This window comes from Kitasatospora sp. MAP12-44, assembly GCF_029892095.1.
Lineage (GTDB): Bacteria > Actinomycetota > Actinomycetes > Streptomycetales > Streptomycetaceae > Kitasatospora.
In genome coordinates, this window is the sequence record NZ_JARZAE010000004.1 from 5,106,650 (window position 1) to 5,128,547 (window position 21,898).

The 21,898-nt window shown below is 69.4% G+C and carries 14 protein-coding genes; 8 read left to right on the forward strand and 6 right to left on the reverse strand.

The features are described 5' to 3' along the window. Positions 1-80: 80 nt before the first annotated feature. Positions 81-1,061: an aldo/keto reductase gene (locus P3T34_RS23870; RefSeq protein WP_280672328.1), complete on the reverse strand. Its 981-nt coding sequence runs from the start codon at positions 1,059-1,061 to the stop codon at positions 81-83. Between the two features lie 702 nt (positions 1,062-1,763). Next, entirely contained in the window at positions 1,764-2,339 is a 576-nt protein-coding gene (locus P3T34_RS23875; protein WP_280668086.1) for a hypothetical protein, read from the reverse strand. A gap of 337 nt (positions 2,340-2,676) precedes the next feature. Here P3T34_RS23875 and P3T34_RS23880 point away from each other — a divergent pair, with 337 nt between their 5' ends. Together P3T34_RS23880 and P3T34_RS23885 are read left to right on the forward strand one after the other, a co-directional pair. Further along, complete coding sequence (locus P3T34_RS23880) at positions 2,677-6,795, forward strand: beta-ketoacyl synthase N-terminal-like domain-containing protein (RefSeq protein WP_280668087.1); 4,119 nt, start codon at positions 2,677-2,679, stop codon at positions 6,793-6,795. Between the two features lie 137 nt (positions 6,796-6,932). Further along, the gene (locus P3T34_RS23885) at positions 6,933-7,571 is read left to right on the forward strand and encodes a TetR/AcrR family transcriptional regulator (RefSeq protein ID WP_280668088.1); all 639 of its coding nucleotides are present in this window, start codon (positions 6,933-6,935) and stop codon (positions 7,569-7,571) included. Between the two features lie 90 nt (positions 7,572-7,661). Here the strand turns inward: P3T34_RS23885 and P3T34_RS23890 are convergent, their stop codons facing one another. Both P3T34_RS23890 and P3T34_RS23895 read right to left on the reverse strand, forming a co-directional pair. Next, positions 7,662-8,357, reverse strand: a complete 696-nt coding sequence (locus P3T34_RS23890; RefSeq protein WP_280668089.1) for a response regulator transcription factor — start codon at positions 8,355-8,357, stop codon at positions 7,662-7,664. Then, a complete protein-coding gene (locus P3T34_RS23895) occupies positions 8,354-9,667 on the reverse strand; it encodes a histidine kinase (protein WP_280668090.1) in 1,314 nt (437 codons plus the stop codon). The genes P3T34_RS23890 and P3T34_RS23895 overlap by 4 nt, the downstream gene beginning before the upstream one ends. Positions 9,668-9,890: 223 nt before the next feature. On the opposite strand from P3T34_RS23895, the gene P3T34_RS23900 reads away from it, so the two are divergent. Then, positions 9,891-10,592, forward strand: a complete 702-nt coding sequence (locus tag P3T34_RS23900) for an ABC transporter ATP-binding protein (protein WP_280668091.1) — start codon at positions 9,891-9,893, stop codon at positions 10,590-10,592. Beyond that, entirely contained in the window at positions 10,589-12,976 is a 2,388-nt protein-coding gene (locus P3T34_RS23905; protein ID WP_280668092.1) for an ABC transporter permease, read from the forward strand. Before P3T34_RS23900 ends, P3T34_RS23905 begins: the two co-directional genes overlap by 4 nt. Positions 12,977-13,011: 35 nt before the next feature. Here the strand turns inward: P3T34_RS23905 and P3T34_RS23910 are convergent, their stop codons facing one another. Beyond that, complete coding sequence (locus P3T34_RS23910) at positions 13,012-13,503, reverse strand: Lrp/AsnC family transcriptional regulator (RefSeq protein WP_280668093.1); 492 nt, start codon at positions 13,501-13,503, stop codon at positions 13,012-13,014. A 111-nt stretch (positions 13,504-13,614) separates the two neighbouring features. Between P3T34_RS23910 and P3T34_RS23915 the strand changes: the two genes are divergently transcribed. After that, a complete protein-coding gene (locus P3T34_RS23915; RefSeq protein WP_280668094.1) occupies positions 13,615-15,300 on the forward strand; it encodes a histidine decarboxylase in 1,686 nt (561 codons plus the stop codon). Between the two features lie 18 nt (positions 15,301-15,318). On the opposite strand, the gene lysS is transcribed toward P3T34_RS23915, so the two are convergent. After that, on the reverse strand, positions 15,319-16,974 hold the full coding sequence (gene lysS / locus P3T34_RS23920; RefSeq protein ID WP_280668095.1) for a lysine--tRNA ligase: 1,656 nt from the start codon (positions 16,972-16,974) through the stop codon (positions 15,319-15,321). Positions 16,975-17,262: 288 nt separating this feature from the next. On the opposite strand from lysS, the gene P3T34_RS23925 reads away from it, so the two are divergent. From P3T34_RS23925 to P3T34_RS23935, 3 genes are read left to right on the forward strand one after another with little or no spacing between them, the layout of a single operon-like run. Continuing rightward, the gene (locus P3T34_RS23925) at positions 17,263-18,846 is read left to right on the forward strand and encodes a long-chain fatty acid--CoA ligase (protein WP_280668096.1); all 1,584 of its coding nucleotides are present in this window, start codon (positions 17,263-17,265) and stop codon (positions 18,844-18,846) included. Between the two features lie 55 nt (positions 18,847-18,901). Beyond that, on the forward strand, positions 18,902-20,191 hold the full coding sequence (gene hemA / locus P3T34_RS23930) for a 5-aminolevulinate synthase (RefSeq protein WP_280668097.1): 1,290 nt from the start codon (positions 18,902-18,904) through the stop codon (positions 20,189-20,191). Continuing rightward, the gene (locus P3T34_RS23935) at positions 20,188-21,729 is read left to right on the forward strand and encodes a long-chain fatty acid--CoA ligase (RefSeq protein WP_280668098.1); all 1,542 of its coding nucleotides are present in this window, start codon (positions 20,188-20,190) and stop codon (positions 21,727-21,729) included. The genes hemA and P3T34_RS23935 overlap by 4 nt, the downstream gene beginning before the upstream one ends. Positions 21,730-21,898 lie beyond the last annotated feature (169 nt).

The following is a 21,898-nucleotide window of genomic DNA, read 5'->3' on the forward strand; positions in this document are numbered from 1 at the left end:
CCTCTCCGAAGTCAATCAGCGGGGTTCTCAGGGGCGTTGCGGTGCTGCTCAATTGCGGTGCTGCTCCGTTTTGGTGCTGCTCAGCGGTCGATCGCCGCCATCATGCGTTCGTTGTAGCGGGGGCCGGCGACCATGCCCGAGCGGACGATCTGCTCGATCTCGGCGAGCAGTTCGGCGCTCAGCCGCACGGCGGCGGCGCCGACGTTCTCGTCCAGGTACTTGCGCCGCTTCGTCCCCGGGATCGGGACGATGTCGTCGCCCTGGTGCAGCACCCAGGCGACGGCGAGCTGGGCCGGCGTCAGGTCGTGCCGGGCGGCCAGCTCCTTGATCCGCCGGGCGATCGCCATGTTGAGGTCGTAGTTCTCGCCCTGCAGACGCGGGTCGTGGCTGCGGAAGTCGTCGGCCGGGTAGTTCTCGGCGCGGTCCACCGTCCCGGTCAGGAAGCCGCGGCCCAGCGGGCAGAAGCCGACCAGTCCGATGCCCAGCGAGCGCAGCGCCGGGAGCACGTCGTCCTCCAGGTTGCGCTCCCAGAGCGAGTACTCGGCCTGCACCACGGAGAGCGGGTGCACGGCGTGCGCCCGGCGGATGGTGGCCTCGCCCGCCTCGCACAGGCCCAGGTAGCGGACCTTGCCCTCGGCGACCAGGCCCGCCATCGCGCCGACGACCTCCTCGATCGGCACCGAGGGGTCCACCCGGTGCTGGTAGAGCACGTCGACGTAGTCGGTCTGCAGGCGGCGCAGCGACGCCTCGACGAGCCCCACGATGTGCTCGGGCCGGCTGTCGACGCCGTCGAAGCTGCCGCCGGTCGGGAAGCCGAACTTGGTGGCGATCACCGCCTGCTCGCGCCGGCCCTTGAGCGCCTTGCCGATCAACTCCTCGTTCAGGAAGGGGCCGTAGGCCTCGGCGGTGTCGAGCATGGTGATCCCGAGCTCCAGGGCGCGGTGGATCGTGGCGATCGACTCGGCGTCGTCCGTCTCGCCGTACCACTGGCTCATGCCCATGCAGCCGAGGCCGACCCGGGAGACTGCCAGTCCCTGGCTGCCCAGCTTGTTCTGCTCCAGCACGGTGTTTCTCCGATGTCTTCGGTAGCGGGTTGGTTGATCAGCGGTTGGTTGATCCGGCCTGTGGGGTGGCCGAGGTGGCCCTCGCGTGGGGGTGCTGCGGTGGGGCGCAGTGGGGGGTGCCGTGGGGGCAGGGCCGCAACTCGGCGCTCACCAAGGCCGGATGGATTCAGCTGCCGACGGCATCAGACGTGCCGGCGGGTGCGCCGCGAGCCGAGTGGGTGGGTGCGGGGGACTTCGCGAGGGGGTGTGGGCGATTCGGCGCCGCCCTGTGCGCTCTTTATGCGCGGGTGAAGGCTGCCGAGCTGTCGCTTGCTGCTTGCCCGACCTGCGGGCGCAGCTTTGCCACGAGAGAAGCGTGACACGTCGTCAATTGACCTGTCAACACCGGGCTTCGGGATATTTCCGGGAAAACCAAGAAGACCGCGGCCGCAGAGTTCGCGGCCGCGGTCGGTGCTGCGGCTGGGTAGGGAAACGTGCAGGTGGGAGCAGGTATGCCAAGGGTGGTCAGGTCGGCCGGTGGAATTCCTTAACGGCGCTCTGCCAGGTTCATCAGTTCGTCCAAGTCGTACTCGGCGCGGCCTCTGCTCCCATATCGCGTGAGCTTTCCGCGACTTGCCCACTTGCGAATTGTCGCTTCCGTAACGCCGGTGGCCAATGCGGCGAGTTCGGTCGGTACGGTCCGTCGTTTCGTCGCCCCGCTCATGCGCGCTGTCCGGTGCGGCGAGCCAGCAGCAGCCACTGCCGGGGAGGCAGTGCATGGCCGGCGGCGCAGCCGACCCCCTGAGCCGACGGTGTGCCGCCGACGTCCAGTACGGCGTACACCGTGCTGCCGCAGCCGGGGTGGGCGCACGGGCCGAGGTCCACCTGGAGGTCCGGGGTGGGCCCGGTGAGCCGGCTGACCCGGGCCGTCAGCTCGTCGAGCTCGGCGACCAGCTCGGCCGCGGCGGGGTGCGCGGTCAACCAGTCCAGGTGCCGGACCAGGAAGGCCGCCAGGGCCCGCGGCTCGCGGCTCTCCGGGCCGGCGCCGCCCTGCTGGTCCAGCACCAGCCCGGACCAGGCGACCAGAAAGCCGGTGATCCTGGTGCGGGCCTCCACTGCCTCCTCGTTGAGCGGGATGCCGTTCGCCCGGTGGCCGCTGACCCGCTCGCGGAGCCCGCTGCGGGTGCGGCAGAGCAGCTGCTCGCACTCCGCGTAGAGGTCCACCAGCCCGTACAGCTCGCTCTTCAGTCGCTCGGTGCCGATCGGGGCCAGAGCCGGTGCTCCTGGGGTGCGCATGCCGATGTCTCCGTTTCCGTGAGGGCTGCCAGCGTTCGGCGAAGTCTGGATTCGAAACGAATCTTACACTTGAGTCCACGATTGACCTACAGGACATCAATGGTGTGATGCTTGTCACACTGCGGTTGGTGGCAGAGTTCGCAAATCAGACATTTAAGTCGACTTCCCTGCTGATGGGTCGTCAAGGTTGAGAGCGAGACTCGAGTTTGCCTTGAGAATAATCTTGACCCAAGGTCCATTTTTGAATCAGACTCCCGTTCGTGCCCGGACGCCGCCGGCGCATCCCACCTCGCTCAAAACGGACATTTCTCTCCTCCTATCAAAGGTAGGTGCGCGCATGGAACCCATGGCCAAGGACAACGAGAACGCCGTGGCGATCATCGGAATGGGCTGCCGCTTCCCCCAGGCGGCGGGCATCGACGCGTACTGGAAGCTCCTCACCGAGAACATCGACGCGATCACCCCGATCCCCGAGAGCCGTTTCGACTCCGCCGCCCACTACGCCCCCGAGGCCGGCACGCCGGGCAAGACCAGCCAGCGCCACGGCGGTTTCCTCGACGACGCGTTCGGCTTCGACGCCAACTTCTTCGGCGTCTCCCCGGTGGAGGCGCGCAGCATGGACCCGCAACAGCGCGTGCTGCTCCAGGTGGTGTGGGAGGCGCTGGAGGACGCCGGGATCCTGCCGTCCGCACTGGCCGGCAGTCGTACCGGGGTCTTCGTGGGCCAGGCGACCGCCGAGTACGCGGAGTCGTCCGGATCGCTGGCCGAGCACGACCTGCGCGAGGCGACCGGCAGCCACCTGCGGGCCGTCACCGCCGGCCGGGTCTCCTATGCGCTCGACCTGCGTGGTCCGAGCCTGGTGCTGGACACCGCGTGCTCCTCCTCGCTGGTGGCCGTGCACGCGGCCCGGCAGAGCCTGCTGACCGGTGAGAGCAGCCTGGCGATCGCGGGCGGCGTCAACATCATCGTCTCGCCCCGGGATGCCATCGCCTACTCGCAGGCGGCGATGCTCTCCTCCGACGGCCGCTGCAAGTTCGGCGACGCCGGCGCGGACGGCTTCGTGCGCAGCGAGGGTGTGGGTGTGGTGGTGCTCAAGCGGCTGGCCGACGCGCGGCGCGACGGGGACCAGGTGCTGGCCCTGCTGCTGGGCAGCGCGGTCACCAACGACGGGCGCGGCAGCGGGTTCCTGATCCAGCCGGCGGTGTCCGGTCAGGTCGACATGGTCAGGGAGGCCTGCCGCAGCGCCGGCATCGTCCCGGCCCAGCTGGACTACGTGGAGGCGCACGGCACCGGGACCCCGGTCGGCGACGGTGTCGAACTGCGGGCCCTGGCCGAGGCGTTGGCCGGTGACCAGGCGCTCACCAGGCCGCTGCGGATCGGCTCCGCCAAGAGCAACATCGGGCACGCGGAGGCCGCCGCCGGGATCGCGGGCATGATCAAGGCCGTGCTGGTCGCCCGGCACGGGGTGGTCCCCGCCTCCCTGCACGTGCGCGAGCCGCACCCCGTGCTCGCCGACTGGCGGATGCCGGTGGAGGTGGTGCGACGCAACGAGCCGCTGGCGAAGGCCGGGCCCGCGGCGCTGGTCGGCGTCAGCTCGTTCGGGCTCTCCGGGACCAACGCGCATGTGGTGCTGGCCGAGTTCGTCCCCGACTCCTCCTTTGATGAGGTCGAACGTCCTTCGAACGGCGATGAGCCGGCCGAGACCGAGGCGCCCCAACTGCTGGTGCTGGCGGCCCGCTCGGACCGCTCGCTGCGCCGGCTCGCCGCCGCGTACGCGGACCACCTCGGACCGAACGGCGCCGGCCGCCGCCACCCGCTGCGGGAGATCTGCGCCGCCGCCGCCCTGCGCCGCGACCCGCACCCGTACCGGCTCTGGGTGATCGGCAGCTCGCACGACGAACTGGCCGCGAAACTGCGGCTGCTGGCGGACGGCGCGGAGATCCCGGACGGTGGGATCGGCGAGGCGGGCTTCGGTCCGGCCCGGCAGGTCGTCTTCGTGCTGCCCGGTCAGGGCTCGCAGTGGCTCGGCATGGGCCGCGGACTCCTGCGGAGCGTCCCGGCGTTCGGGGCGGCGATGGCCGCCTGCGACGAGGCGGTGCAGGCCGAACTCGGCTGGTCGCTCATTGAGTTGCTCACCCGCGGGGCAGTGGAGGGCGCCGAGGCCGGCGACTTCCCGACCTCGATCGACGTCGTCCAGCCGGCCCTGTGGGCGATGGAGATCTCGCTCGCCGCCGTCTGGCGCTCGTTCGGGGTGCGCCCGGACGCGGTCGTCGGCCACAGCATGGGGGAGGCCGCGGCGGCCTACCTCAGTGGCGCCCTCTCGCTGCGCGATTCAGCGGCGGTGATCTGCCGGCGCAGCAGGCTGATGAAGCGCCTCGCCGGTCGCGGTGCGATGCTCGCCGTCGAGCTCTCGGCCAGTGAGGCCCGCCGGATCGCCGCCCCGCACGGGGACGCGGTCTGCGTGGCGGTGGAGAACTCGGCCTCGTCCACTGTGCTGGCGGGCAAGCCTGCGCTGCTGGGCCGGATAGCCCAGGAGCTGGACGGCCGGGGGGTGTTCAGCCGCTTTGTGAAGGTCGAAGTGGCCTCGCACTCGCCGGAGATGGAGCTGCTGCGTGAGGACCTGCTGGCCGAACTGGCCGACCTCACCCCCGGTGCGACCCGCACCACGATGGTCTCCAGCGTTCGCGCCGACACCGTCCGTGGAGCCGAACTCGACGCCGGCTACTGGATGGAGAACCTGCGCGGTCCGGTCCGCTTCGCCGACTCCGTGCAGCGGCTGACCAAGGAGGCGGAGAACATCTTCGTCGAGATCAGCCCGCATCCCGTGCTGGTGGCGGCCCTTGAGGCGAACCTGGCCGCGCTCGGCGCACCGTCGGCCGTGCTGGCCTCGGCCCGCCGCAGACTGGACGAGCGAGCCGAGCTGACCCGCTCGGTGGGGCGGCTGTTCGGCCACGGCGGCACGGTGGACTGGAGCTGCTGGTACCCGCAGGGCGCCCGCAATGTGCCGCTGCCCGCCTACCCGTGGGACATGGAGCAGTTGCGCCGCACGCCGCGCGAGCTGACCCCGGCCTCGGTCGAAGAAGCCTGGAACGTCACGGAGTTCACGCTCGACCCGGAGATCGCCGGGGTCTCGCTGCGCGGGGTGGCCCCGGTGCCGCCGGCCGCCTTCCTCTCGGCGGTACGGGAGGCCGCCGAGCAGTTGGTCGGCTCGTCCGCTTTTGCCCTGGAGCAGGTCCAACTGGGCCAGGAGATGGTGGACTTCATGGCCGGCGAGGCGCGGGTGGCCCAGGTGCGGATCGGCCCGGAGGCGGTGGACGGCAGCCGGTCGGTGGTGGTGGAGACGGCGGCCCCCGCCGGCGCCGACCACCTGCGTACGCGCTGCCTGTCGGCGCGGCTGCGCCGGGTCGCCGACCAGACCGCCGAGGACGGGCAGACGCCTTCCCAGGCACCTTCCGTGGCAACTGAGTTGGACGCGGCGATGGCGCGCTGCGGGGAGTTCCGGTCGGCTGCCGACTTCCACCGGCTGGCCCAGGGGCGCGGGTACGAGATCGCCGAGGGCTTCCGCGCCGTCACCCGGCTGTGGCGCCGCGACGGTGAGGCCGTCGCCCACCTGCGGCCGTCGGGCACCCCGCAGGCGGCGGTGCTGGAGACCGGGCTGCAGCCGCTGCTCGCGGCGCTGCCCTCGGGCGGCCCGGGGGACGGCACCTACATCCCGCTCTCCTTTGAGTACGTCCGCCAGTTCGCGCCGCTGACCGAGGAGTTCTGGAGCCGGGTGACCTTCAGGGCGAGCCGGGCGGCCGACTCGGCGCGGGCCGACGTGGTGCTCTCGGGTCCCGAGGGGCAGGTTCTGGTGGAGCTGCGCGGGATCCGGCTGCGCAGGCTGTCCGGTCCGCGCTGCTCCGGGGCCACGGGGGTGGGCGGTCGGCTGCTGCGGCTCGCGCGTCCGGTGCTGCCTGTGCTGCCCGCGCAGGCGGTGGAAGCGGTGGAGGCAGTGCGCAGCGGTGCGGCGAGTGCGCTCTGCGCGCTGGGCCGGCGGGTCGCTCCGGTGGGCCGCCGGCTCCCGATCGGCCAGGCCGTCTCCGTGCGGCCGCCGGTACCGGCGTCGGTGCCGACCGTTGCACCCACTCCCATCATCCCTGCCGCTGGCCCTACCGCCACCCCTACTCCTGCCGTCGCTGCCCCTGCTGCTGCCCCTGTCTCTGCGTCCGACGGGCGAATTCTGTTGCGCCACGCGGGCGTTGTCCTGGGAATGTCCGAAGAGCGGATCGATCCGCGCCGGCCGCTGCGAGACTACGGTCTGGACTCCCTGATGGCGACGCAGCTGCGCAGTCGGCTGCGGGCCGCGTACGGCGTCGACGTCTCACTCTCGCGCCTGCTCGGCACCGAGGGCACGGGAAGCCTGACCGACTGGCTGGGCACTGCGATGGCGGCGGGCTCGGTGAGTGTGACGGCGTGAGTGTCTGGGGACAGGAAAAAAATTGATACTTGGATCCAATATTAGATCTTAGTATATAGTGGGTTGGGTAAGAGTGGTTTCGCCCTGGCGAGGGTGCCGAGGCAAGTCATGATCGTCCTGGCGGGCAGGAGCAGAGAATGAATCAGACAGTCCTCAGTGGCGCGGGCGAGTCCACCGGCCGCCGGGAGCGCAATAAGCAGCGGGTCAAGGAGCGGCTCTATACGGCCGCCATCACCCTTATCTCTGAGCAGGGGTACGAGCAGACATCCATCGATGAGATCGCGGAGCGCGCCGATGTGGCCCGAGGAACGTTCTTCAACTACTTCCAGCGCAAGGAAGACCTCATCACTGCGTGGGGGGAGCAGCGCCGGATGAAGCTGCGGCTCGGCCTCGAAGCGTCCGCCGCGGCTCAGGACGACGGTGCCACGGTGGTGCTGCACCGCTGTATGGAGGTGCTGGCAAACATCAACGAGCAGGATCGCGACAGCACCAAGGCCATGCTGACGGCCTGGGTCCGGGCCGGTCGGCCCCTGCTTGAGGAGCCGTACGCCACCGAGATCTTCGCCGAGGCGGTGTCCGCCGGTCGCGAGCGCGGCGAGATCATCGAGGGCATCGACCCGCAGCGGGTCGGCAACGTCCTGCGGGATGCCTACCTGGGCACCCTCTACCGCTGGACCCAGCACACCAACGATCAGTTCGACCTCCATCGCGAGCTGTACGAGGTCCTGCGTATCGTGCTCACCGGCATCGCCAGCCGTCCCGCTGCTCAGAGGTAGCGCGGGGGCGGCCCGCTACGGGCCGACCCACCGCGGCCTCGGCTGGGCCCGTGCGGGGGAGGGCCAGGCCGGAGGGATCGGCGGGCGCGGTTATCCGCGCTCGGATGGCGTGCCCGGGGAGATCAGACCGGTCTCGTAGGCGAGCACAACGGCCTGGACCCGGTCGCGCAGGCCGAGTTTGGACAGGATCCGGGCCACATGGGTTTTCACCGTGGTCGCGCTGAGGGTGAGCCGCTCGGCCAGCTCGGCGTTGCTGAGGCCGGTGGCCAGTAGACGCAGCACCTCCAGTTCGCGGGGTGTCAGCTCGGAGAGGTCGCGGTGCACGCTGGACCTGGCTTCGTCGCGGGGGGCGAAGCGCTCGATCAGCCGGCGGGTGATGGTCGGGGCGAGCAGGGCGTCGCCGGAGCGGACCAGGCGGACCGAGGCCACCAGATGCTCCGGGGTGACGTCCTTGAGCAGGAAGCCGCTGGCGCCTGCCGTGAGGGCCGCATAGACGTAGTGGTCCAGGTCGTAGGTGGTGAGGATCAGGACCCGGGTGCCGTCCGTGCCGCCCGCCGTGCCGCTCGCCATGATCTGCCGGGTGGCCTCCAGGCCGTCCAGTTCCGGCATCCGGATGTCCATCAGCACCACATCGGGCTGGGTGCGCCGGACGGCGGCGACGGCGTCGGCGCCGTTGACCGCCTCGGCGACGACCTCGATGCCGTCGGCGGCGAGGATCATCCGGAATCCGGTGCGGACCAGCGCTTGGTCGTCGGCGATGACGGCGCGCAGGGGCGGTTGACTCACGGGGTGCTCCAGGGGATTCGGGCCTTCAGCCGGTAACCGCCGCCGATCGTACGCCCCGCGTCGAGTGCCCCGCCGTAGACGGCCAGGCGTTCGCGCAGGCCCAGCAGGCCACGGCTGTTGCCGGACAGGGACTGAACTCCCGGGGTGCCGCCGGTGTCGACGGCCTCTATGGTCAGCCAGTGGTCGTCGTGGTCGATGGTGATGGTGGACTCGGCCCCGACCGCATGCTTGATGGTGTTGGTCAGCGCCTCCTGGACGACCCGATAGGCCGTCAGGTCTGTTCCGGGCAGCATCGGTCCGGGTGGAAGCGACATGGAGACGGTGACGGGCAGCCCGGTGGCGCGCACCCGCTGCACCAGGGCGTTGAGCTGGCCGAGTCCTGGCTGGGGTTCGAGTTCGTCGGGGGAGGGCCGACCGTCGGCCGTTTCCCCGCCTGCGCCGGTTCCCGGGACCGCCAGCAGGCCCATCACATGCCGCAGTTCGGCCATCGCGGCCCGGCCGCCGGCCTCGACGGCGAGCATGGCTTCCTTGGCCATCTCCGGTGAGCTGTCCAACACCGTGCGCGCGGCGCCAGCCTGAATGACCATCACGCTCACGTTGTGGGTGACCACGTCGTGCAGCTCGCTCGCGATCCGCGAGCGCTCCTCCTCGACGGCCCGACGCATCGCGGCCTCCTGCTCCTCCTGCAGCTCGGTGAAGCGCAGTCGGGCGGTGGTGTATCGCAGCTGCCAGAACCGTCCCGCACTGCCGAGCAGGCCGAGGATCAGCAGGATGACCAGCAGTTCCCGCTGGTTGGGCGCGGCGTTCTGGAAGGTCGTGGTGACCAGCACGGCGGCCAGCGCGAAACTGCCCATCACGGGTGCCGGGTTGCGGCTGTGGAACGCGGCGGCGCCAATGGCGATCCCGCAGGTCAGCACGGTGACGAAGGTCGGCAGGAAGAAGTCGGCGCGGGCGGCGATCAGCACCACCCAGAACGTGGCGAGGGGGAGCCGGCGCCGTGCCGCCAGCATCAGGGCCGCCAGGGAGGCGACGACATAGTCCTTGGCGGCCGGCGGCACCGGGACCACCATCTGGGGCAGGGCAGCGGGGCCGGGCGGCAGCGGCGCTACGGCGGGGGCGGGCGGCACCGGTGCGGTGCCCTGCCAGGCGATCACACCGTGGCGCATCGAGAGCAGCACCACGACCGTCACCAGCACCGCGAGCACCACGTCGGCCCACAACGACCAGCGGGGCAGTTTGGGCGCCTGCCGCTCGGGCCAGAGCACGGCGCGCACTTGTCGGCGCAGCTCGCGCCCTTCCAGCAGTTCCATGGCGTCATTCTCGGGGCCGTCCGCTGCCGTGCGCATCCCTCGCTGTAGCCCTCTTCGTCGCCGAGCGGAGTACATCGCAGGGATGACGCTGATGCGGGATCGTCCCCTCGGCCGACGAAAGGTCCGTTCGACGGCCGACGCGGGCCAACCCGTGCTGCTCGTAGCTTCGTTGAGGCCGGGAAAAGCCGCCGGCAGTGAAGCGACGAGGACAAGGACGGACCCTGTGGCCGGGAATGTGATCGAACTGGAAGGCGTGGTCAAGCGGTACGACAGCGCCGGCGCTCCCGCACTGGGGCTGCTGAGCCTGACCGTCGCGGAGGGGGAGGCCGTGGCGATCACCGGCCCGTCCGGCAGCGGCAAGTCGACTCTGCTGAACCTGGTGGCGGGGCTGGACAAGCCGAGTGAGGGTCGGGTCTGGGTCGGCGGCCTGCGGATCGACGGCCTGGGCGAGAAGGCGCTGGCGCGGTTCCGCAGGGAGCGGATCGGGATGGTCTTCCAGTTCTTCAACCTGCTGGACGATCTGACCGTCGTCGACAACATCCTGCTGCCGGCCCAACTCGCCGGTGCGGCCCGGGGCAAGGCGATGGAGCGGGCGGCCGAGCTGATGGAGGTCCTGGGCATCGCCAAGCACGGTCGCGCCTACCCGGGGCGGCTCTCCGGGGGTGAGCGGCAGCGGGTCGCGGTCGCCAGGGCGCTGATCAACCGTCCGGCGCTGCTGCTGGCGGACGAGCCCACCGGGGCACTCGACACCGCTTCAGGGCACGAGGTGCGGCAACTGCTGGTCGACCTGCACCGCAGCGGTCAGACCGTGGTCCTGGTCACGCATGACCTGGCGCTCGCCGAGGCCTGCGCCGAGCGGACCATCCAACTGGTCGACGGGCACATCGCGGTGGACCGCAGCAAGAACGCGGAGGCCGTGCGATGAGCGCCTTCCGTGGGAGTCGCGGTGCTGGTCGCCGCATCAGGTTGGGCCGGGTCGGCCGGCGGCGGGTGCAGACCATCGTGATGACGCTGTCCGTGCTGATGGCGGTGGCCTCCGCCGTCGTCGCCGGGTCGCTGATGGTGAGCGCCTCGGCGCCGTTCGACGCCGCGTTCGCGCAGCAGCACGGCGCACAGCTCACCGCACAGATCGATGAGAGCAGCACCGGCGTCGACCGGATCGCTGCCACCGGGCAGCTGCCGGGGGTCACCGCGAGCTCGGGCCCGTACCAGACGGCGCAGATCGACCCGCCCGGCCCCGGCGGGCTCGACATGCAGCAGTCGCAGACGATCGTCGGGCGGTCCGCCCCCACCGGTGTCGTGGACGATCTCGTGCTCCGGTCCGGTCGCTGGGCGACCAATCCGGGGGAGATCGTCCTCTCGATGGATGCGAACTCGGCCGGCCCCGGCACCAAGGTCGGTAGCATCCTGCAGATCTCCCCCGCCGCCGGCAGCCCCACCCTGACCATCGTCGGCCTGGCCTCGTCGGTCACCGACAGCGCCGACGGCTGGGTCGTCCCGGCGGAGATCGCCGCGCTACGGGCGTCCGGTGCTCCCGGCAGCGCTCAGATGCTCTACCGCTTCAGCGCCGCCGCCAGCACGGCCGAGATGAACGCCGACCGCGCCGCCGTCGCCGCCGCGCTGCCTGCTGGCGCGATCACCGGCGCGCAGTCCTACCTCGACGTCAAGCTCGCGGCCGACGAGAACACGGCGCTGTTCGTCCCGGTGATGATGGCGTTCGGGGTGCTGGGCCTGCTGATGTCCGTGATCATCATCGCCAGTGTGGTCAGCGGGGCCGTCGGCGCGCAGATCCGCAGGATCGGCATCCTCAAGTCCATCGGACTGACACCAGGTCAGGTCGTGCGGACCTATCTGGCCCAGGCGCTTGTCCCCTCGGCCATCGGGGCGGTCAGCGGAGTGCTTCTCGGCAATCTGCTGGCGATGCCGCTGATGGGCGACGCCGGGCAGATGTACGGCGGCGGATCGCCGGGGGTGGCCTGGTGGATCGACCTGGCGGTGCCCGGCGCAGCGCTGGCCGTGGTCGCCCTGGCGGCGCTGGTGCCCGCACTGCGGGCGGGCAGGCTGCGCACGGTTGAGGCGCTCGCGGTCGGCCGCGCGCCCCGCAGTGGGCGCGGCCAGTGGGCCCAGCGGCTCGCTGCCCGGCTGCCGCTGCCCAGGGCGGTGACACTCGGGCTCGCCTCGCCCTTCGCCCGTCCGGTCCGTTCGGCGGCGCTGCTGGCCGCGGTGCTGTTCGGCACCACGGCGGCTACCTTCGCCATCGGGCTCACCTCCTCCGCCAGCGCGGTGACCACGGCGCGGCAACCCGGTCAGAGGATCCCGGTCTCGGTGTTCCTCGCCTCCCCCGGCGATCCGGGGAGTCCCGCGCCCCAAGGCGGCGACACCGCCGCCGACCCCGTGAAGACGCTCGCGCTGATCCAGGCCCAGCTGGGCACGGCCGCCGCCATCGGGCAGAGCCAGGGCGTCGTTACCGTCGCCGGCGGCACCGGCGCGATCCGGGTGCGGCTCTACCAGGGCCAGTCCAATGCCGAGGCTTTCGCGCTGATCTCCGGCCGCTGGTTCAACGGCCCCGGCGAGGTGGTGGTGCCGACGCACTTCCTGGACACCACAGGACACAAGGTGGGCGACAGCATCACCCTGGTCGACCAGGGAGTGCAGGTTCCGGTGCGGATCGTCGGCGAGGACTTCGACCCCGGCAACGCCGGGCTGGTCATCAACACCGACATGGCCACCCTCGCCGCAGCCCAGCCGAAGCTGCACCCCGACTTCTACGATGTGACGCTCAAGCCCGGTACGTCGGTCGCCGGTTACGTCGAGGGGCTCAGGAACGCGCTGCAGTCGACCAACGCCCACGTCGAGGCCACCCAGGCGGGGCACCTCAATCCCACCGTCGTCGCCTTCGACGCCATGGCGGTGCTGCTCACCCTGATGCTGGTCTCGGTCGCGGGGCTCGGAGTGCTCAACTCGGTGGTCCTCGACACCCGGGAGCGGGTCCATGACCTGGGGGTGTGCAAGGCCATCGGGATGACGCCGGGGCAGACCATCACCCAGGTACTGACCTCGGTCGCCGGGGCGGGACTGCTGGGCGGGGCGGTCGGCGTGCCGGTCGGGCTCGCGCTGCACGACGTCATCATCCCGCTGGTGATGCGGGCGGCCGGCAGCGGGACCCCGCCACAGGTCCAGAACGTCTACGGGATACCGGAGTTGGTGCTTCTCGGAGTGGCAGGTGTGGCGATCGCGCTGTGCGGCGCGATGCTCCCGGCCGGCTGGGCGGCCAAGGCACGGACGGCCACGGCGCTGCGGACGGAGTGATCAGAGGGATCGCCGGTCCCGTGAATCGCTCCGCCTCACGGGCCTGGCGTCAGCTGTCGGCGGCCGGCGATCTGTTCGAAGATCAGGTTGGTCCGGGTCTGGGCCACCGCGGGGTGGGTGGTGAGGTGGTCGACCACGAAGTCGCGCAGGGCATCGGGGTGGGCGAGGGCGACGTGCAGCAGGTAGTCGTCGGAGCCGGCCATATGGAAGACGGCGACCACGCCGGGGAGGTCGGGGGCGGTGGCCCGGAAGCTCTCGTTCTGCTCCCGGGTGTGGGCCCGGAGCCGGACCGAGATCATCGCCTGCAGCGGCAGCCCGATCGCCGCGGGGGCTATCTCGGCCCGGAACGCGCGGATGACCCCGCGCTCGCGCAGCGCGCGTACGCGGGCCAGGCAGGTCGAGGGGGCGATGCCCACCGCGTCGGCCAGCGCGTTGTTCGGGATGCGGGCGTTGTCGGTGAGGATGCGCAGGATCGCCCGGTCCACGTCGTCGAGGGGCGCGTGTCGGGCGTGAGGATTATTCGGCACGGAGTCCAGGGTCGCTGCTCGTGCCGATGATATGCAAACCATCAGCGGCCGATTCCGAATCTTCTGCGGATTGCTTCCCATTAAGCCGCTATGGGTTTCATTCTGGCTCCCATGATCCGAACCGAGACCCTGCCCGCCTTCGCGGCCCACGACCAGCCCAGTCGGCTGGAGCCGGACGCCCGCGAGTTCGCGATACCGGCGGCTGGGCTGGACCAGGAGCAGCGACTGCGGGCCCTCAACCGGATGGACGAGTACCTGACCAGGAAGCGTCGGCACCTGCTCGGCTTCCAGGCCACCCAGGAGATGGGCGGCAGCGCCTTCGACCTCGGCCGGTTCATGCAGCACAACATCAACAACCTCGGCGACCCGTTCCAGAGCGGCGGCTACAAGCCGAACACCAAGGTCATCGAGCGCGCCGTGCTCGACTACTACGCGGCCCTGTGGCACGCCGACGGCCCGCACCGTCCGGACGCCCCCGAGTCGTACTGGGGCTATGTGCTCTCCATGGGCTCGACCGAGGGCAACATGTACGCGCTCTGGAACGCCCGGGACTACCTGAGCGGCAAGCCGCTGATCCAGCCGTCGACCGGGACCTCGGGCGACCAGGCGGTCGGGCCGGCCAGCCCCAACGCCCGCCGCCCGGTGGCCTTCTACTCCGAGGACACCCACTACTCCTTCGCCAAGGCCGTCTGCGTGCTGGGCGTCGAGACCTTCCACGCCGTGGGCACCGAGCAGTACCTGGGCGAGTGCCCGCTGGTCGGCCCCGCCGGGGAGCCGCGCGACTGGCCCACCGAGGTGCCCTCGCGCAGCGGCCCCTCGGGCCACTCCTGGGACGGCACCGGCGAGATCGACACCGACGCCCTGGCGGTGCTGGTGGAGTTCTTCGCGGCGAAGGGCCACCCGGTCTTCGTCAGCCTCAACCTCGGCAGCACCTTCAAGGGCGCCCACGACGACGTGCGCGGCGTCTGCGAGCGCCTGCTGCCGATCTTCGAGAAGCACGGCCTGATCCAGGGGCAGGTGGTCCACGGCAAGGACCCGGTCACCGGCGAGCCGCAGGTCGACCTGCGCCGGCGCTTCTGGATCCACGTCGACGGTGCCCTCGGGGCCGGCTATGTGCCGTTCATGCGGATGGCCGGCGCGGCCGGCCAGGACGACGACACGGCGGGCTTCGGCTGGACCCCCGACACGGAGCTGCCCGAGTTCGACTTCGGCATCACCCTGCCCACACGGGAGTTCGGCGAGCTCGACATGGTCTCCTCGATCGCCATGAGCGGCCACAAGTGGCCCGGCGCGCCCTGGCCGTGCGGCATCTACATGACCAAGGTCAAGTACCAGGTCGCGCCCCCGTCCCAGCCGGAGTACACCGGAGCGCCCGACACCACCTTCGCCGGCTCCCGCAACGGCTTCTCACCGCTGGTGCTCTGGGACCACCTCTCCCGCTACTCCTACCAGGACCAGGTGGACCGGATCCGCCGCTCCCAGCAGCTGGCTGCCTACCTGGAGCAGCGGCTCCTTCTGCTGGAGCTGGAGAAGGGCATCGACCTCTGGCCGGCCCGCACCCCGGGTGCCATCACCGTACGGTTCCGCAAGCCCAGCCCCGAGCTGGTGGCCAAGTGGTCCCTCTCCTCGCAGGACGTCCTGACCGTCCCGGGCGACGAGACCACCCGCCGCAGCTATGTGCACGTCTTCCTGATGTCCTCGGTCGACCGCGCCAAGCTGGACGCCCTGCTGGCCGATCTGGCCGACGACCCGGTCTACCTGGCGGCAGGTCATTCTGCTGCGGTCCAGACCGCCTGACGCCGCGAATTCACGGCGTCAGGCGACGGTCAGCAGCATCCTGATGCGGTCCGCGCCGAGGGCGAGCAGCAGGGTGGGCAGCCGGGGGCCGGTCTCCCGGCCGACGAGCAGGGTGTATAGCAGCGAGAAGAGCGAGCGCTGGGCGGTCTTCAGTTCCGGCGAGGCGGGCGCGTCGAATCCCAGACCGGCCTGGAGCTTGGGGACGCCGTAGACGAGTGAGGTCAGGCCGGGCAGCGACCAGTGGGCGTCCAGTCCGTCCAGCAGCAGGGTGAGCGCCTCCCGTTCGGTGGGCGTGAGGCCGGCCAGACGGGCGTGGTCCGGTTCGGTGCGAACCTGGGTGCGCTCCTCGGCCGGGACGTGTCCGGTCACCCAGGCCTGGGCACGGTCGAGGCGCGGGCGGGCCTGGTCGAGGCTGCTCAGCGGGTCGTCGAGGGTGAAGTCCCGCAGGATGCGCAGGGTCTGCTCGTCGTGGCCGGTGGTGATGTCCAGTACCGAGGCGAGGGTGCGGAAGGGCAGTGCCCGTTCGGTGGCGGGCAGCGTGCGGGTGGCCGTGCCGATCGACCGTGCGCGCACGGCGAGCTCCGTCGGTTCGGCCTCGCCCGCCGCGGCCCGGCGGCCGAGGGCGTCCCATTCGTCGTAGAGCCGGTTCACCTCCTGGTCGAAGGCGACCGTGAACGACTGGTTCGGCCTGCGACGCGCGTACAGCCAGCGCAGCAGCGGGGCCTCCAGGATCTGCAGCGCGTCGGTGGGGGTGGGGGCGCCACCGGCCGATCCGCTCATCTTGGCGACGCCGCTGATGCCGACGAACGAGTAGCCGAGGTAGCTGGGCGGCTGTCCGTCGAAGATCTCCCGGACGACCTGCGAGCCGACGGTGAAGCTGGAGCCGGGGGAGGAGTGGTCGACGCCGCCGGCCTCGAAGGTCACGCCCTCGTAGGCCCAGCGCATCGGCCAGTCGACCTTCCAGACCAGCTTGCCGCCGTCGGCCTGCCCCAGGCCGAAGCCGTCCTGGTGCCCGCACGCGCAGCTGTAGCGGATCGCGGTGCTGGTCGCGTCGAAGGAGGTGACGGTGGTGGTGTCCCGTCCGCAGGCCGCGCAGTACGGCTTGTACGGGTAGTAGGCGCTGCCCGCGGTCTCCTCGTCGTCCTCCGGGTCCGTCTCCTCGGTCTTCTTGGCGGTGCGGTAGCGGCCGAGGACGGCGTCGATGTCCTGCCGGTGCCGCATGGCGTGCAGGATCTGCTCCCGGTAGGCGCCGGAGGTGTACATCTGCGTCTGGCTGATCTCGCTGACCTCGACGCCGAGTTCGGCGAGCGCGGCGCGGAACGGGATCTTGAAGTGCTCGGCCCAGTTCTCGTGTTCGCCGCAGGGGTCGGGGACCGAGGTCAGCGGGCGCCCGATGTGCTCGGCGAAGGACGCGGGCAGGCCGGCCGGAACCTTGCGCAGCCGGTCGTAGTCGTCCCAGGAGAGGAGGTGCCGGCACTCCAGGCCGCGACGGCGGATCTCGTCGGCGACGAAGTGCGGCACCATGATCTCGCGCAGGTTGCCCAGGTGGATCGGTCCGGACGGGCTGATCCCGGACGCGCAGACCAGCGGACCGTCCTGGCCACGGCGTTTGCCCTCGGCGATGACCTGATCCGCTGCCGCGACCACCCAATCGCCCTGCTTCACGCCCGCCACGTCCTGCCTCCTGCTCGCCGGCCTGCTGGAACACCGCAAGGATACGGTGCGCAGGCGCAGCAGCCGGGCGGTTATTCCACAGCCCGCCGACCGGATCGCCAACCGCAAACGCCGACGCCCGGGGTAGCCGTTCGGCGCGCGCCGATCGGCTACCCCGATTGGGATGCCTTTCCGACACTCCGTTGTAGCCGGTCGATCGATCTACCGCTTGCATCAATTGCATGGCCAAGATTGAACCGCTCAACCGGATGGCGTCGTTAGAAGTTGGCAGAATCAAAGGAAGGTCCCATGAGGTTGCCCGAGCATTGGTGGGGCGCAAGTCAGAGTTATGCCTCGGAGATCCTCTCACTCCTCGCAGCCGCGGCGGATCGAGATGTCGTTCATTGGCGTGGCGAACGCTTCTCTGGCGGTGACCTGGTTCGGTCCGTGACGGAAACGTTCCTTGCGCTGCGCAACCGCGGAGTGGGCAAGGGGGATGTCGTAGCGATTCTGGTCGCACCCAACAGCCCTGAGATGCTCACCGTGCGGTACGCGACACATCTGCTCGGCGGCGCCGTGTGCTATTTGCGGACCACTAATCCCGGTACCAGGGCAACGATCCTTCCGTTGGATCACCAGATCCAGATCCTGCGCGAAACCGAAGCCGTGACCGTCTATGCCGATGCCGAATGTGCGGAGCGCGCGGCGGAGCTCGCTGATGGTAGTGGGATCCCGGTCACGCGACTTCACCATGGGGAACGCGATGAGGTCGGCCGGGTCGATGGTGCCGATACCCCCGACGCGGTGTCATGGGATCCGGATGCGCTGGCCTTCATCGGCTTCACGAGTGGCAGCACGGGACGGCCCAAGGGCATCCGGTTGTCGGGCCGCGCGTGGGAAGCCACCGTGCGTGCATGGATGGATCTCGGTCGTGAATACGGCTGTGCGTCGATCCTGGTGTCGACCCCGCTGAGTCATGGTGTTGCACCGATGGTGGACGCAGTCTTCGCCATGGGCGGAGCGCTCTATCTCCATGAGACCTTCGATGCCGAGAAGTTGGTGCACACCGTCTCCGCGGAGAAGGAGGTCTCCTGGACGTTCATGGCGTCAAATCACGTGTTCCAACTCATCGACCATCTGCTCGAGCGAGGAATCCGCGACAGGGACGCCGTGGAAGCTGCGGGCCTGTCTTCACTGAAGCGGATCGTCTACGGCGGCAGCCCCGCGGCACCCGCCAGAATTGCCCAGGCTTTTCAGCTTTTCGGCCCTGTGCTGGCGCAGGGGTACGCCACGAGTGAGAGCGGTCGGATCACGACCCTGACACCTCTGGAGCACGGCGACCCGGATCTCGCGGCCACGGTCGGCCGGCCCTTCCCCGGGGCGGAGATCGTCGTCTGCAACTCGGATTCGGGTGAGCAGCTGGCGGCGGGGGAAATCGGTGAGGTCCGTGTCCGCTCGCCTCAGATGATGGACGGCTACAACGGCGACCCGGAACTGACTGCACGAGTTCTCCGTGACGGCTGGTATTTCACCGGAGATATCGGCTTCCTCGACGAGCGAGGATATCTGACTCTCCTGGGTCGGGTGGCCCACGTCATCAAGGTCGGCGGCGTCAAGGTTCATCCCATAGTTCTCGAGGCGGAAATTCTTGCCGCCCCGGGTGTCCGGCACGCCGCCGTCTACAGCGTGCGGGACGCGGACGGAAGCGACCACATCCACGCCGCAATCGAGTGCGATCCGGCCAAGGTGGTCGAAGTGGAGGATATCCGCGCGAGAATTGCTGAAGCGCTGTCCCCGATTCACGTGCCCGAGAAGATACATGTCCTGAGCGCCCTGCCGATGAACAGCAACGGCAAGCCCGACAAGGCGCTCCTGGCATCGCAATTCGCCTAGCGCAAACCTTTCGGTTCGCAGGCCAATCCAATCGCTATGTAGAGAAGGCGAGTGAATGAATCTTCACCTGGCATCATACCTGAGTGGGGAAACCGCTGCCGCCGTCACTGGAGGCAAGCGCGAGTTCCTGGAGATCGGCCGTGTTTCCGGTAAATACCCCATGGCCACTGCGCGGCGCGACGGGGTGGATTCGGAAATCAGTGTCTGGTGCAGCAACGACTATCTGGGAATGGGGCAGAACCCCCAGGTCATCGCGGCCATGCAAGCCGCGATCGATGCCCATGGCGTAGGCTCCGGAGGTTCCCGCAGCATCGGTGGAACCAACTACTACCACACCCTCCTCGAAAATGAGCTGGCGGATCTGCACGGCAAGGAAGCCGCTCTCCTTTTCACCTCGGGATACACGGCCAACGAGGGCTCTCTCTCCGTGCTGGCGGCGCTGCCGAAGGACACCATCGTCTTTTCCGATGCGAAGAACCACGCCTCGATCATCGACGGTCTCCGGCACAGCGGCGCGAAGAAGCACATCTTCCGGCACAACGACGTCGCCCACCTGGAAGAACTGATCGCGGCCGCTCCCGCCGACTGCCCGAAGCTTATCGTCCTGGAATCGGTCTATTCCATGTCGGGCACCGTTGCGCCGCTCGCCGAGATTGCCGACATCGCGGACAAGTACGGTGCCACGACCTTCATCGACGAGGTCCACGCGGTCGGCATGTACGGCCCGCAGGGCGCCGGCATCGCCGCCCAGGAAGGCATCCCCGATCGGTTCACGGTCGTGATGGGTACCTTGGCCAAGGGGTACGGAACGGTCGGCGGCTACATTGCGGGACCGGCGGCCCTCGTGGACGCGGTGCGGACCATTTCGCGCTCGTTCGTCTTCACCACCTCGCTGCCGCCGGCGATCGCGGCCGGTGCGCTGGCGTCGGTTCAGTACCTGCGGTCCTCCGATGTCGAGCGAAAGCATCTCTCGGAGAACGCGCGGCAGCTGCACAGCCTGCTGATCGCGGCCGACATCCCGTTCGTTTCAACGGACTCCCACATCGTTGCCGCCTTCATCGGCGACGACGATCTGTGCAAGCGGGCGTCCCGGCTGCTGTTCGAGCGGCACGGGATCTACGTCCAGTCCATCAATGCCCCCAGCGTGCCCGCGGGCGAGGAGATCCTGCGGATCGCTCCGTCTGCCGTGCACGACGAGAAGGATGTCGAGAACTTCGCCCGCGCCCTTCAGGGAATCTGGAAGGAATTGAACATCCCGACCGCAAGTGCCCGGGACTGGGTCACGTACGGGCTCGGCGGTGGCGGCGTCCGCACCGCCGCGGAAGCCGTTCTGCTGTCGCGATGACCATGTCAGTTGCCGACGTGCTGGCCGACACGGCGGCGCGGCGACCCGACCATTCGGCCGTGATCTACGAGTCCGAGCATTTCACCTACGGGTGGCTGTGGGAACAGGCCCGTCGCTACGCCTCCGTGCTGCGAGCCAACGGGGTACGGCCAGGAGACCGGGTCGCCATGCTCCTGGTCGACACCCCGCAGTTTCCCGTTGTGTACTTCGGCGTGCTGGCAGCCGGCGCCGTCGCGATCCCGCTGAGTGTCATGTCGACCGCGTCGGAGATCGATCACGTACTGACCGATGCCGACGCCCGTTTTCTGGTGTGCGCTGCCTCATTGCTCGCCCGGGCGAGCGAGGCGGCGGAGCAGCTCGGCATTGTGCTCCTCACCGTCGGCCCGGGCCCCGCGGGCACGGTCGACCTGGAGAGCGCGGCACAGGACGCAGCGCCGATCGACGATTCCGTGGTGCGGGAGCCCGACGAGGTCGCGGTCGTGTTCTACACGTCCGGCACGACGGGTAAGCCGAAAGGGGTGATGCTCACCCACCGGAATATTCTGTACAACGTCGAGAGGATGGTCGCCACTCCGTACATGTTCCGGAGTGACGACGTATTGCTCGGGTGTCTGCCGCTGTCGCACGGTTTCGGTCAGATCTGCGGCATGCTGACCGGATTCCGCGCCGGCATATCCATGGTCATGATGTCGAGGTTCTCCGCGCGGGAGGCCCTCGCGCTGATGACGGAACACCGATGCACGGTGTTCATGGGCGTGCCGACCATGTATGTCGGGTTGCTCGGTGCGGTGGCCCAGGGAGAGCAGGTTCCTCGGCTCGACCGCGTGTACAGCGGCGGATCGGCGCTTCCGGGCAAGACCCTCGAGGACATCCGAAGTGTGTTCGGATGTCCGGTGTACGAGGGCTACGGGATGACCGAGACCTCCTGCAGCGTTGCCTATCACTATCCCGGTGTGACCTTTCGATCCGGAACAGTCGGTGTTCCGATCACCGGCGTCACTGTCGGTATAGCGCGACCGAATGCCGACGGGATCGACCTCCTGCCCGTCGGTGACGTGGGCGAGATCGTGGTGCGCGGTCCAAGTGTCATGGCTGGATATCTCGGTCGCCCGGATATCACCGCCGAGGTTCTGATCGACGGCTGGTTCCTCACCGGTGATCTCGGCAGGCTGGATGGCGACGGCTACCTTTCGGTCGTGGGCCGTAAGAAGGACTTGATTCTGCGTGGCGGCTACAACGTCTATCCGCGCGAAATCGAGGAGATCATCGTCGGACATCCGGCCGTGGCGCAGGTGGCGGTTATCGGTGTTCCGCACCCTGTCCTCGGCGAGGAGGTCTGGGCGATTGTCGTACCGGCCCGGTCGGAGGACGTCACCTCTGGGCCGGCTGAAGAGATCATCGAATGGGGCAAGCAGCGCCTTGCCGCATATAAATACCCTCGTCGAGTCGAGTTCACCGACGCTCTCCCGATGGGAACCAGCGGAAAAGTTCTCAAGCGGATGCTCGTCTCGACATACGAGCAGACCGTCGGCTCGTAGCTGCAGACGAAACGAGTCAACTGTCTGACGGAATCGTTCTTCACATCGGCGTAGCACCCGCGGCACGGCTGCGGGTGCTACGCCTCCGCTCATAGTTAAAGGCGACCCGACCATGGTTGAATTCCAAGCTGACACGTCGACATCGGCCGAGGCAATCGCCATCGTCGGG